Origin of the sequence: Blastococcus sp. TF02A-30, from assembly GCF_003319185.1 — a bacterium.
GTDB lineage: Bacteria > Actinomycetota > Actinomycetes > Mycobacteriales > Geodermatophilaceae > Blastococcus.
Window position 1 is genome coordinate 74,275 of the sequence record NZ_QOHJ01000010.1, and the last position, 12,217, is coordinate 86,491.

The 12,217-nt window shown below is 74.7% G+C and carries 14 protein-coding genes; 3 read left to right on the forward strand and 11 right to left on the reverse strand.

What is annotated here, in order from left to right; translation table 11 throughout:
- Positions 1-107: 107 nt before the first annotated feature.
- Entirely contained in the window at positions 108-860 is a 753-nt protein-coding gene (locus DQ241_RS19475; protein WP_113831870.1) for an SDR family oxidoreductase, read from the forward strand.
- Here DQ241_RS19475 and DQ241_RS19480 read toward each other — a convergent pair.
- Together DQ241_RS19480 and DQ241_RS19485 are read right to left on the reverse strand one after the other, a co-directional pair.
- Positions 805-1,335 (reverse strand): hypothetical protein, encoded by a 531-nt coding sequence (locus DQ241_RS19480; RefSeq protein WP_147252415.1) that lies wholly within the window; start codon positions 1,333-1,335, stop codon positions 805-807. The two genes, DQ241_RS19475 and DQ241_RS19480, sit on opposite strands and share 56 nt — an antisense overlap.
- Before the next feature lie 46 nt (positions 1,336-1,381).
- Positions 1,382-2,749, reverse strand: a complete 1,368-nt coding sequence (locus tag DQ241_RS19485) for a DUF6779 domain-containing protein (protein WP_113831872.1) — start codon at positions 2,747-2,749, stop codon at positions 1,382-1,384.
- A gap of 89 nt (positions 2,750-2,838) precedes the next feature.
- Between DQ241_RS19485 and DQ241_RS19490 the strand changes: the two genes are divergently transcribed.
- Complete coding sequence (locus DQ241_RS19490) at positions 2,839-3,435, forward strand: DUF1684 domain-containing protein (protein ID WP_113831873.1); 597 nt, start codon at positions 2,839-2,841, stop codon at positions 3,433-3,435.
- A gap of 4 nt (positions 3,436-3,439) precedes the next feature.
- On the opposite strand, the gene DQ241_RS19495 is transcribed toward DQ241_RS19490, so the two are convergent.
- The 3 genes from DQ241_RS19495 to DQ241_RS19505 all read right to left on the reverse strand — a co-directional run bounded on the left by DQ241_RS19495 (position 3,440) and on the right by DQ241_RS19505 (position 5,984).
- The gene (locus DQ241_RS19495) at positions 3,440-4,432 is read right to left on the reverse strand and encodes a glycine betaine ABC transporter substrate-binding protein (RefSeq protein ID WP_113831874.1); all 993 of its coding nucleotides are present in this window, start codon (positions 4,430-4,432) and stop codon (positions 3,440-3,442) included.
- A gap of 137 nt (positions 4,433-4,569) precedes the next feature.
- A complete protein-coding gene (locus tag DQ241_RS19500) occupies positions 4,570-5,298 on the reverse strand; it encodes an ABC transporter permease (protein ID WP_199584764.1) in 729 nt (242 codons plus the stop codon).
- Positions 5,295-5,984 (reverse strand): ABC transporter permease, encoded by a 690-nt coding sequence (locus DQ241_RS19505; protein ID WP_199584766.1) that lies wholly within the window; start codon positions 5,982-5,984, stop codon positions 5,295-5,297. Before DQ241_RS19505 ends, DQ241_RS19500 begins: the two co-directional genes overlap by 4 nt.
- 26 nt (positions 5,985-6,010) lie before the next feature.
- Between DQ241_RS19505 and DQ241_RS19510 the strand changes: the two genes are divergently transcribed.
- Entirely contained in the window at positions 6,011-7,198 is a 1,188-nt protein-coding gene (locus DQ241_RS19510; RefSeq protein ID WP_199584770.1) for an ABC transporter ATP-binding protein, read from the forward strand.
- Here DQ241_RS19510 and DQ241_RS19515 read toward each other — a convergent pair whose 3' ends face one another.
- From DQ241_RS19515 to ftsH, 6 genes are read right to left on the reverse strand one after another with little or no spacing between them, the layout of a single operon-like run.
- Positions 7,199-7,708 carry a DUF3180 domain-containing protein gene (locus DQ241_RS19515; RefSeq protein ID WP_113831875.1) on the reverse strand — a complete coding sequence of 170 codons (510 nt, stop codon included), beginning with the start codon at positions 7,706-7,708 and terminating at the stop codon, positions 7,199-7,201. It abuts the gene before it with no gap.
- Between the two features lie 8 nt (positions 7,709-7,716).
- Positions 7,717-8,223, reverse strand: a complete 507-nt coding sequence (gene folK / locus DQ241_RS19520) for a 2-amino-4-hydroxy-6-hydroxymethyldihydropteridine diphosphokinase (protein ID WP_113831876.1) — start codon at positions 8,221-8,223, stop codon at positions 7,717-7,719.
- Complete coding sequence (gene folB, locus DQ241_RS19525) at positions 8,220-8,606, reverse strand: dihydroneopterin aldolase (RefSeq protein ID WP_113831877.1); 387 nt, start codon at positions 8,604-8,606, stop codon at positions 8,220-8,222. The genes folK and folB overlap by 4 nt, the downstream gene beginning before the upstream one ends.
- Positions 8,599-9,447, reverse strand: coding sequence for a dihydropteroate synthase (folP, locus tag DQ241_RS19530; protein ID WP_233492578.1), 849 nt, complete (start codon positions 9,445-9,447; stop codon positions 8,599-8,601). Before folP ends, folB begins: the two co-directional genes overlap by 8 nt.
- On the reverse strand, positions 9,444-10,061 hold the full coding sequence (gene folE / locus DQ241_RS19535) for a GTP cyclohydrolase I FolE (protein WP_113831926.1): 618 nt from the start codon (positions 10,059-10,061) through the stop codon (positions 9,444-9,446). Before folE ends, folP begins: the two co-directional genes overlap by 4 nt.
- A gap of 10 nt (positions 10,062-10,071) precedes the next feature.
- The gene (gene ftsH / locus DQ241_RS19540) at positions 10,072-12,060 is read right to left on the reverse strand and encodes an ATP-dependent zinc metalloprotease FtsH (RefSeq protein WP_113831878.1); all 1,989 of its coding nucleotides are present in this window, start codon (positions 12,058-12,060) and stop codon (positions 10,072-10,074) included.
- Positions 12,061-12,217: the final 157 nt, after the last annotated feature.

Below are 12,217 nucleotides of genomic sequence, written 5' to 3' on the forward strand. Positions count from 1 at the left end.
GTCGCAACGCCTGGGAGCTGTGTCGTGGCTCACCCGGGTGGTGCCGGATCGCCGCACGCCGCCCCCTACCGTGACGGCGGACACCCCAGCGACGAACGGGAGACGGCGTGAGCACCTTCGAGGGACGGACCGCACTGGTCACCGGCGGCAGCCGCGGCATCGGGCTGGCGATCGCGCAGAGCCTGGTCCGGCGGGGCGCCCGCGTGGTGCTCACCGCGCGCAAGCCCGACGCCCTGGCGGAGGCGGTCGAGGCCCTCGGCGGCCCGGACGTCGCGGTGGCCGTCGCCGGGAACGCCGGCGACCCCGAGCACCGGGCCGAGGCGGTCCGGACGGCGGTGGACACCTTCGGCAGCCTCGACGTCCTGGTCGGCAACGTCGGCATCAACCCGGTGTACGGGCCGATGGTCGACCTCGACCTCGGCGCCTTCCGCAAGATCCTCGACACGAACGTCGTCGGCACCCTCGACCTGGTGCAGCAGGCGTGGCGCGCGTGGATGAGCGAGCACGGCGGCTCCGTGCTGTTCGTCGCCTCGGTGGCCGGCCTGCGCTCGTCGGAGAACATCGGCGGCTACGGCGTCAGCAAGGCCGCCGTCGTCAACATGACCACCCAGCTGGCGGTGGAGCTGGGCCCGAAGGTGCGGGTCAACGCCGTCGCGCCGGCGGTGGTGAAGACGAAGTTCGCCGGTGCGCTGTTCGAGGGCCGCGAGGCCGAGCTCGCCGCCACGTACCCGGCCGGTCGGCTCGGCGTCCCGGAGGACGTCGGCGAGGCCGCGGCCTACCTGCTGTCGGACGAGGCGGGCTGGGTCACCGGCCAGACGCTCGTGCTGGACGGCGGGGTGCTCTCCCGCGGTCGCGGGTAGCGGCCCGGGCGGGCCACTCGAGCACCCAGGTGTCGCCGGGGGCGGCGGCCGCCCACCGGGCCGTCGCCTCCCGGAGAACGGCGGCCGCGGCGTCGAGCCGCTCCCGCGGGATCCCCGAGGCGGGCACCTGGCCGGGCAGGACCTCCGCCCCGGCCGCGAGCCGTTCGACGAGGTCGGCCACGCCCTCGGCGTGCATCACCGCCGCACCGCGCTCCCGCTTGAGCGCGTCGGACCGCTCCCCGGCGTGCGGCGGGCGACGGCCGGAGACGTGCCGCATGCTGCCCCACACCACGCCGTCGGAGACGCAACCCCACACCCCGTCGGCGATGCCCAGCTCGGTCTCGACGAGCAGGTGCACCAGGTCGTGCGGAAGATCCGGGCCGCCGCCGGCACCGCGCATCGCGTAGACGACGCCGTCGTCCCGCTCGACCACGGTCTCCACCGGCCGCCGGTCGCCCATCCGCGTGAAGGTCACCCGCACGGGGTCAGCCTCCCCCCGTGGTCCAGCGCTTTTCGCCGGCTCAGCTCCGGCCGAGCACCCGGGACAGCACGTCGTCGGAGTCGCCGTCCTCGCGGTAGCGCCGCCGGCGACGCCCACCGCCCGCGGGGGTGACCCCGTTCTCGGCGAGGATCTCGGCCAGCCGGTCGGCGGTGTCGGGACCGCGGGCCGGCTCGGGCGCGGGCTCAGGAGCCGGGGTCCGCACGCGGTAACCGCCGCGGTCCTCGATGCGCACCCGGTCGGTCGACGGCGCCCGGGTCTCGGCCGTGGGCGCCTCGGCCACGGATGCCGGCGGGAGCGGGTCGTCGCCGCGCCGGCGGCGGGGCGAGGGCCTCGGGGGGACGGGCGGCGGCCCCGGGGACCGGTCGTGGGCCGGCGGGGGGACGTCGAGCAGCGAGCGCGCCGCCAGCCAGTCCACCGGGGACGGCGTGGGCTCCGCGGGCGCGGCGGGCGGCGGCGGCGCCACCGGCACCCTGGGCGCCGGCGACGAAGGACCCAGCGGGAAGGCGGTGGTGGCCGGCCCGGCCGGGGCGACCGGCTCGGCGCGGTAGGTCGGCTCCGGCCGGTAGGTCGGCTGCGGGGCGGGAACCGACCGCTCGACGCGGACCTGCTCGAACTGCTGGGTCTCGCGCGGCTCGTCGAGACGGATGGCCGGCCAGCCGCCGGTCAGCTCGCGGGGGGCCTGCTCGGTCCAGCTCTCCAGGGTGCGGGTCGGGGGGCCGTCCAGCCGGGGCGGCTCCCCGGGCAGGCGGCTGGCCTGGGTCCGCATCACGATCCGCTCGACCAGCATCTCGCTGGACAGCTGCTCGGTGAGCTCGGCGCGCAACCGGCCCATGTCGGCGCGCAGCTCGGCCAGCTGCCCCAGCTCCTGGCGCAGCGAGGTGAGCGCGGCGACGTCGTCGCGCAGGGCCGCGACGCGGGCGACCTCCTCGCGCAGGGCGGCGAGGCCGGCCAGGTCGGTGCCGAGCGCCGCGACCCGCGAGACCTCCTCGCGGAGGCCGGACAGCTGGGCGAGCTCGCCGCGCAGCGCGTCGAGCTCCACGCGCATGGCGTCCTCGGTGTCGCGGCGGACCTCGTTCTCGACCTCGAGCTCGTACTCGCGGCGGGCGGCGACCTCCCGGTCGAGCTCGTACTCGTAGGCCAGCCGCAGCTCGGTCTCGCGGGCGGCGGCGGCCGCGCGGTCCCCGCGCAGGCGGCCGGCGGCGACGGTGGCGAGCACGAACGCCCAGGCCACGGCGACGACGGCGACCCGCAGGTACCGGGGGTTGTCGGTGAGGAAGACCGCGGCGGTGGCGCCGAGCGCCAGGACGAACCCGCCGGCGAGCGCGAGCGTGCGCGGGTTCGGACCGGCAGCACCCCGCGCGGCGGCGTCGTCCGGGCGGCGGGGCATGCACCAAGAGTAGCGGCGCGAGGGCCTTCCGCTCACCTCCCCGGAACGGACGGATCGGTGCCGCGTGGCGGCGCTGGGAGAGTGGGCCGATGACCTCGTCGTTGCTCGACTGGCGCCGCCGCACGACCGCCCTCTACGCAGCCGCCCGGGCGGCCACCGACCCGGAGCAGGGCTGGCGGACGTGGCGGGACGGCCGGGACGACCTGTTCGCCACGCACCCCGACTCACCGCTCGACGCCGCCGCCCGGGACCGGTTCGCGGGTCTGCCGTTCGCGCCGTACGACCCGGCGCTCCGGTTCGACGTGCCGCTGGAGGTCGCTCCCCCCGCGCGGCTCGAGGTGGCGACGGCGGGCGACGGCGTCGTCCCGCTCGAGCGGATCGGCCGGGTGGTGCTGCCGCTCGGCCCGCTGGACGTGTGGTGGGTCGCCGTCTACGGCGGCGGCGTCTTCCTGCCGCTGCGCGACGGCAGCGCCGGGGCGAGCACCTACGGCGGGGGCCGCTACCTGCTGGACACGGTGAAGGGCGCCGACCTGGGCGGGCAGCTGGTCGTCGACCTCAACTTCGCCTACCACCCGTCGTGCGCCTACGACCCGCGCTGGTCGTGCCCGCTGGCGCCGGAGGGCAACCGGATCGAGGCGCCGGTCGCCGCCGGGGAGCAGCTGCCCCCCGGCGGCTCCTGGTACTGACCGATCAGCCCTGCGCGAGAGCGCCGTCGGAGCTGAACACCAGGCCGATGGAGACCTCGCCCTGCTGGATGGCCGCCTTGGTCAGCGGGCCCCCGGTGTCGTACTCCTCGAAGGAGGCGAACTCCAGGCCGTAGGTCTCCTCCAGGCCCGGCTGGCAGAACGGCCGGGTCGGGCACTCACCGGGGCCGCCCAGGACCAGCGAGCCGTCGCCGCAGGCCTCGGCCAGCTCCGACAGCGTGCTGACGCCCAGCTCGTCGGCGAACTCCTGGGTGACGGCGAAGGCGTTCTGGTCGGCGGCCTCGGCCGGCTCGCCGATGGCCAGCCCGCCCTCCTCGGCCAGCGGCCGGAGCACCTCGACGGTGGCCTGGACGTCGCCGGAGGCCACCTGGTTGGCGTCGTCGCCCTCCAGGAACTCGGTCAACGTCGACAGGTACTCGGGGAACACCTGGATCTCGCCGCGCTGCAGGGCCGGCAGGTACAGCTCGCGGTTGCCGACCTCCTGGACGGTGGCGTCGAAGCCGGCCGCCTGCAGCACGTCGGCGTAGACGGTGGCCAGCACGGTCGATTCGGTGAAGTTGGCCCCGCCGACGACGATCGGGCCGCTGCCCTGCTCCAGGCCCTCCGTGACGCCGTTCTCCTCGACCCACGCCGCGGCGACGTCCTCGGCGCTCTGCCGCTCGACGTCGACGGCGGCGTTCATCTCGATCAGCTCGTCGGTGGTGAGCTCCGCCGAGACCGCGTTCAACGCCGGCAGCAGCGCCGGGTTGGCCTGCGCGGCCGCGGCGTTGACCGCCGGGATGATGTTGTCGGCGTTCTGCAGCTCCTGGTCGTCCTCGAGCACCACGAGCTGCTCGCCGGCGACCGGCGCGCAGGCCTCGCCCGAGGCCTGGGTGCCGCCGTCGTCTCCGCCGGTGCCGGAGGAGCCGGACTCCCCGCAGGCCGCCGTCACCAGGGCGGCCAGGGCGAGAGGAACGATGTACCGGGTGCGCGCGCGCATGTGCCCCGCCTTCTGTGTCCCGTGGCCCCGTGTTGGACCACGCGTGTCTGGCGGGAGGGATCCCGCACCGATATGCAACTCGTCGTTCGGTGCGAGATCAACCGGTGGATGCATCCGTGGCGGATCCGTGACCGGGGTTACAGCGGGACCCCGGACGCGGTGGTCTCGGGCACCGGGCCGGACCGCCGGGCGGAGAGGAACGGCAGCCGCTTCTCCCCCGGCGTGAGAAGCCACGACAGCAGCACCAGCACCAGCTCGGTGAGCACGGCGAGGGCGGCGACCAGGATGGCGCCGGCCAGCACGGCCCCGTAGTCCTGCTGGGCGAAGGCCAGCGTGATGATCCGGCCGAGCCCCCCGCCGGCGACCAGGGCGGCCAGCGTCGCCGTCGCCACCACCTGCACCGCCGCGGTGCGGACACCGGTCATGAGCAGCGGCGCGGCCAGCGGCAGCTCGGCGCGCAGCACCACCTGCCGCCCGCTCATGCCCATGGCCCGCGCCGCCTCGACGACGTCCCGGTCCACGGACCGGAAGCCCACGTAGGTGTTGGTGAGGATCGGCGGGACGGCGAAGACGGCCAGCGCGATGGTGGTCGCCGTCGGGCCGAAGCCGATCGGGGTGACCGCGAAGATCGTGAGCAGGGCCAGCGTCGGGACGGCGCGGGAGACGTTGGACAGCGCCACCGTGAAGCCACCGCCCCGGCCGGTGTGCCCGAGCAGGACGCCGACCGGCAGCGCGACCAGCATCGCCGCCAGGACGGCCAGCGCCGAGATGCGCAGGTGCTCGCCGAGCAGTTCCAGGATCCCGCCGCGCCGGGTCCAGTTGAACGGGTCGTTCAGGTAGCGGAACGCCTCCCCCAGCAGGTTCACGCGACGGCCCGCCGGGTCCAGGGCGTGAGCAGCCGCTCGACACCGGCCAGCAGGAGGTCGGCCAGCAACGCGAGGAGCACGCAGCCGAGCGCGCCGGTGACGATCTCGGCCCGGTAGAAGTTGGCGTTGAACCCGCCGGTGATGAGCTGCCCGAGCCCACCGTGCCCGACGATGACCCCCACCGTGGTCAGCGCCACCGTGGAGACCGTGGCGACGCGGATGCCGGCCATGAACGCCGGCAGCGCGAGCGGCAGCTCCACCTGCCAGAACAGCCGGACCGGCCCGTAGCCCATCCCGCGGGCGGCCTCGCGCACGTCCTCGGGGACGCCCTGGAGGCCGGCCAGGAAGTTGCGCACGAGGATGACCAGCGAGTAGAGCACCAGGCCGACGAGCACCGTGGTCGCGGTCAGCCCGGTGATCGGCGCGACGAAGGCGAACATGGCCAGCGACGGGATCGTGTAGACCAGCGTGGACAGGCCGAGGACCGGCGCGGCCAGGTACCGGCTCCGGCGGGCCAGCACCGCCATCGGCAGCGCCAGGAGCGAGCCGAGGACCACCGCGCCGACCGTGAGCCGCACGTGCTCGCCCAGATACCCCATGATGGAGCTCCAGTTGTCGATCACGTAGGACGGGTCGAACCACGGGTTCGGCGCCGCATCAACCGCGAGCACCGCTGCGCTCAGCACCGGGCGCACACCAGGAAGGGCACCTCGTGGACGCTACTGCGCCACCCCCACCGCCCGCACCGCCCGGCGGCGCCGAGGAGATCCGCCTCGAGGGCGTCAGCAAGGTGTACGACGACGGGACCGTCGGCGTGGCCGAGCTGGACCTCACCTTCGCCGCCGGCGAGCTGACCGTCCTGGTCGGCCCGTCCGGGTGCGGCAAGACCACCACGATGAAGATGATCAACCGGATCATCGAGCCCACGACCGGGCGCCTCCTGCTGGGCGGCGAGGACGTCACCGGGGTCGACCCGGTGCGGCTGCGCCGCCGGATCGGCTACGTCATCCAGAACGTGGGCCTCTTCCCGCACCAGACCGTCCGGGCCAACGTGGGCACCGTGCCGCGGCTGCTGGGCTGGGACCGGGCGCGCACCCGGGAGCGCGTGGAGGAGCTGCTGGCCCTCGTCGGCCTCGACCCCGCCGTGCACGCCGACCGCTACCCGCACCAGCTCTCCGGTGGTCAGCGCCAGCGCGCCGGCGTCGCCCGGGCGCTGGCCGCCGACCCGCCCGTGCTGCTCATGGACGAGCCGTTCTCCGCGGTCGACCCGGTGGTCCGCGAGCGGCTGCAGTCGGAGTTCCTGCGGCTGCAGCGGGCCGTCCGCAAGACGATCGTCTTCGTCACCCACGACATCGAGGAGGCGGTGCGCCTCGGCGACCGGATCGCGGTGATGAGCGCCGGCGGGCGGGTGGAGCAGTTCGCCACCCCCGCGGACCTGCTCGGCCGCCCGGCCACCGACTTCGTCGCCGACTTCGTGGGCGCCGACCGCGGTCTCAAGCGCCTGGCGGTCACCCCGATCGACGCCACCGACCTCGAGCAGCCGCCGGTGGTGCACGTCGACGACGGGCTGGCCGACGCCCGCAGCGCCCTGCAGCGGGTGGGTGCCCGCTGGGCCGTCGTCCTCGACGACCGCGACCAGCTGCACGGCTGGCTGTCGGCCGAGCGCGCCACGGGGCCCGGCACCGTCCGCGACTCCTGCCGCCGGATGGAGGCGTGGGTCCCGGTCGACGCCTCGCTCAAGACGGCCTTCGCCACGATGCTCCAGCAGGAGGCGGGGTGGGTCGCGGTGCTGGACGGAGACCGGTTCCTCGGCGTGCTGACCCCGGAGTCGCTGCACGCCGCGCTGCGCCGCTCGGTCGAGGGCAGCGTCCCGGAGACCGCCGGCGCGCTGCGGGCCTGATCAGGCGCGCAGGGCCTCGTCGTCGCCGTCGCTGTCCGGCGGCACCCGGCAGGCGCTCTCCAGCCACAGCGCGGCGGCCACCAGGGCGGCCGAGCTGACGACGCCGATCACGGCGGTGACGGTGTCGTCCCCCGCTGCCTGCAGGCGGTTCACGGCGGGGGCGACGTGCAGCAGCACCCCGGCCCAGAGCCCGGCGAAGACCGCGCCCACGTAGGCGCTGGCCTGGGCGAGCACCGCCAAGCGGGCCACCAGCATCGGCTCCACCGGCCGGAGCGCCGCGGCGTCCCGGCCCGTGGGACCGCGGCCGGCCCGTGCCTCGCGCAGCGCGGACAGCCGGGCCCGGAGGGTGCGCGCGCCGAGCGCCTCGGCGACGGCCAGGACGGCCAGCGGCGTGGGCAGCCACCAGTCGAAGGCGGGCAGCTCGCCGTACCAGGCGCGGACCAGCAGCCAGGCGGCGACGGCCAGCCCGACGGCGAGGACGAGCAGGTCGCGGCGGCGCACGGGGGTCATCGGCGTCCTCAGTGCAGGTGGTCCCACCGCACGACGGCGGCGACGTCGGCCGGGTCCAGGTCGGCGAGCAGCTCGCGGACCGGGCCCTTCCCGGGCAGTACGGCGCGGGGGTCGAGAGCCGCCCACGGCACCAGGACGAACGCCCGCTCGTGGGCCCGCGGGTGCGGCAGGGTCAGCTCGGGGTCGTCGGACACGACCGGCTGCCCGTCGTCGCCGGTGACCGTGACGACGTCGACGTCCAGGGTGCGCGCCCCCCAGCGGACCTCCCGGGTGCGGCCGGCCGCCTGCTCCAGCTCGTGCGCACGGTCCAGCCAGCCGGGGGCGTCGCGGTCCCCGCGCACGACGGCGATCGCGTTCAGGTACGGCGGCTGCTCGACCGGGCCCCACGGCGGGGTCTCGTACAGCGTCGAGCGCGCCACCAGCACGCCGTCGTCCTTGAGCGCCGTCAGGGCCGCGCGCAGCGTGCCGGCGCGGTCCCCGAGGTTGGCGCCCAGCGACAGCACCGCGCGGCTCATGCGCGTTCGCGGCGGATGGCCACCGTGACGTCGTCGAACGGCACGCCCAGCTGGGCCTCGGGCTTGTGCACCGTGATCTCGACGGCCTGCACCAGCTGGTGCGCCAGGCAGGCGTCGGCCAGCCGCTGGGCCAGCGTCTCCAGCAGGTTCACCGGCTCTCCCACGACGACCGCGCGCAGCTGCTGCGCCAGCTCGGCGTAGTTCACCGTCAGCTCCAGGTCGTCGCCGGCGGCCGCCGGCGCGGTGTCCAGCTCGAGCGACGCGTCCACCACGAACAGCTGCCCCTGCTCGCGCTCGAAGGCGTAGACGCCGTGGTGGGCGTGCGCGCGGATCCCGCGCAGGACGATGCGGTCGGTCCCGCCGGACGGGTGCGGGTCAGCCACGGTTGCTCCTCCGGGCGGCGCGGACGGCCTCGACGGTGCGGACCGCGTCGACCGAGGCGGCCGCGTCGTGCACGCGCACCCCCCAGGCGCCGGCCTCCGCGGCCAGGACGGTGGTGGCCAGCGTGGCGGCGTCCCGCTGCTCGGCCGGGCGCGGCCGGCCGTCGGGACCGGCCAGCAACCGGCCGAGGAAGGTCTTGCGGGAGGAGCCGACGAGCACCGGCAGGCCGAGCCCGACCAGCCGGTCGAGACCGGCCAGCAGCGCCCAGTTGTGCTCGCCGTTCTTGGCGAACCCCAGCCCGGGGTCGAGGACCAGCTGCTCGGGGGCCACGCCCGCGGCGACGACGTCCTCCACCCGGGCCGTCAGCTCGGCGCAGACCTCGGTGACGACGTCGCCGTACTGGGCGGCGGCGTACATCTCGCGGCTGTGCCCCCGCCAGTGCATGAGCACCCACGGCACGCCGGCCTCGGCGACCAGCTCGGCCATGTTCTTGTCGGCCAGCCCGCCGCTCACGTCGTTGACCAGCTGGGCCCCCGCCTCCAGCGCGGCCTCGGCGACCTCGGCGCGGGTGGTGTCGACGCTGGTGCGCACCCCCGCGGCGGACAGCTCGCGGACCACCGGGACGACGCGGCGGCACTCCTCGTCGGCGTCCACCCGGTCGGCGCCGGGACGGGTGGACTCCCCGCCCACGTCCACGTAGTCGGCGCCGGCGGCGTGCATCGCCAGCCCGTGCCCGACCGCGACCTCGGGGTCGGCGAAGCAGCCGCCGTCGGAGAACGAGTCGGGGGTGACGTTGAGGACGCCCATGACCACGCACCGGCCGGGGCGCGGGAGCGCGATCACCTGCCCAGCACCAGGCTCATCGCCTCGGCCCGCGTGGCGGGGTTGTCGCGGAACATGCCGCGGACGGCGGAGGTGACCGTCGTCGACCCCGGCTTGCGGATGCCGCGCATGGCCATGCACAGGTGCTCGGCCTCGATCACCACGATCACCCCGCGCGGCTTGAGCACGTCGTTCATCGCGTCGGCGATCTGGCGGGTCATCCGCTCCTGCACCTGCGGGCGGCGGGCGTAGACCTCGACCAGCCGGGCGATCTTCGACAGGCCGGTGACCTTGCCGTCCTCGCCGGGGATGTAGCCGACGTGCGCCACGCCGTGGAAGGGCACCAGGTGGTGCTCGCAGGTCGAGTACATCGGGATGTCCTTGACCAGCACGAGCTCGTCGTGGTTCTCGTCGAACGTCGTCGCGAGGATCTCGTACGGGTCCTGCCAGAGACCCGCGAAGGTCTCCGCGTAGGCGCGGGCCACCCGCCCGGGGGTGTCCTGCAGCCCCGGGCGGTCGGGGTCCTCCCCCACCGCGAGCAGCAGCTCGCGGACAGCCGCCGCGGCCCGGGACTGGTCGACCCGGTCGAACGCCGGCTCGACCCGGTCCTCGGGCTCGACGGGGATCTCGCTCATCGACCGGCGCTCACCGCTGGACGGGCGCGCCGACGTCACCGACCGGGGTCGTCGGCCGGCCGCCGTCGGTGACGCCGCCGTTCTGCGCGGCCCGCTCGGCCGGCGTCAGCACCGGCGGCTGGTCCGAGGGGGTGCGCTTGCCGAAGCCGCTGTACGGGGCCAGCGAGGGACGCTTGGCGACCGGCGCGCAGATGCGGGCCATGTCCTCCTTGGACAGCGTCTCCTTCTCCATCAGCTCGAGGACGAGCTGGTCGAGGACGGCGCGGTACTCGACCAGGATCTCCCAGGCCTCGTCGTGCGCCGCCTCGATCAGCGCCCGGATCTCGGCGTCGATGTCGGCGGCCACGGCCTCGGAGTAGTCCGGGCGCGAGCCCATGTCGCGGCCGAGGAAGGGCTCGGAGTCGCTGCTGCCGTACTTCACCGCGCCCAGCTTGGCGCTCATGCCGTACTGGGTGACCATCGCGCGGGCCATCGCGGTGGCCTTCTCGATGTCGTTGCCGGCACCGGTGGTCGGCTCGTGGAAGACCAGCTCCTCGGCCGCCCGCCCGCCGAGGGCGTAGGCGAGGGTGTCGATCATCTCCGACCGGGTCTGGGTGTACTTGTCCTCGGTCGGGAGGACGAGCGTGTGCCCGAGGGAGCGGCCGCGCGGCAGGATCGTCACCTTGTGCACGGGGTCCAGGTTGGGCAGCGCGTGCGCCACCAGGGCGTGCCCGCCCTCGTGGTAGGCGGTGACCTTCTTCTCCTTCTCGCTCATCGCCCGCGTCTTCCGCTCGGGGCCGGCGATGACGCGGTCGATCGCCTCCTCGAGGGTCGCGTCGGTGATCAGCGAGCCGTTGTGCCGCGCGGTGAGCAGCGCGGCCTCGTTGAGCACGTTGGCCAGGTCGGCGCCGGTGAAGCCCGGGGTGCGGCGGGCGACGGTCTCGATGTCGACGTCCGGCGCGAGCGGCTTGCCCTTGGCGTGCACCGAGAGGATCGCCTTGCGGCCCTCGAGGTCGGGCCGGTCGACGGCGATCTGCCGGTCGAAGCGCCCCGGGCGCAGCAGCGCCGGGTCGAGGATGTCGGGCCGGTTGGTGGCGGCGATGAGGATGACGCCGCCCTTGACGTCGAAGCCGTCCATCTCGACGAGCATCTGGTTGAGCGTCTGCTCGCGCTCGTCGTGGCCGCCGCCCATGCCGGCGCCGCGGTGCCGGCCGACGGCGTCGATCTCGTCGATGAAGATGATCGCCGGGGCGTTCTCCTTGGCCTGGTTGAACAGGTCGCGCACCCGGCTGGCGCCGACGCCGACGAACATCTCGACGAAGTCCGAGCCGGAGATCGAGTAGAACGGCACCCCGGCCTCGCCGGCGACGGCGCGGGCGAGCAGGGTCTTGCCGGTCCCGGGCGGGCCGAACAGCAGCACGCCCTTCGGGATCTTGGCGCCCACGGCCTGGAACTTGACCGGGTTCTGCAGGAAGTCCTTGATCTCGTGCAGCTCCTCGACGGCCTCGTCGGCGCCGGCGACGTCGGCGAACGTCGTCTTGGGCATGTCCTTGCTGACCGTCTTGGCCTTGGACTTGCCGAACTGCATGACGCCGCGGCCGCCGCCCTGCATGGAGTTGAACAGCCAGAACAGCAGCAGCAGCAGGATCAGGAACGGCAGGAAGCTGACCAGCAGGCTGACCAGGAGGCTGTCCTGGGTGACGTTGGTGTCGAACTCGGCGTCGGAGGAACCGGCCTCGGCGGCGAGGTCGAAGATCTCGTCCTCGGCCCCGATCGGGTAGAAGGCCCGGACCTGGGTCTCGCCGTCGACGGCGTCGGTCAGGTCGAGGTCGACGGTCTGCTCGCGGTCGTTGATCGTGACCTTGTCGACGTTGCCCTCGCGCAGCTGCTCGAGCGCCACGCCGGTCGGGACCTCCTGGTAGCTGCCGCTGCCGCGGAACAGCGAGGAGAACGTGAGCGCCAGGACGACGACGATCACGACCCAGAACCACACGGAGCGGAAGAACTTCTTACGTTCCATACATCGATACCGGGCGCCGGGGTGCGGCCTGCCCGTCGACCCTCCTGATCGCTCCGGGGACGCCGCCTGCGACCCGGGCGGGGATCCCGGCGCTCGGCGCAGCGTCGTCGGGTCCGACGGTACACCGGCGAACCTGCGAGATCCCTGGTTGCGCCCG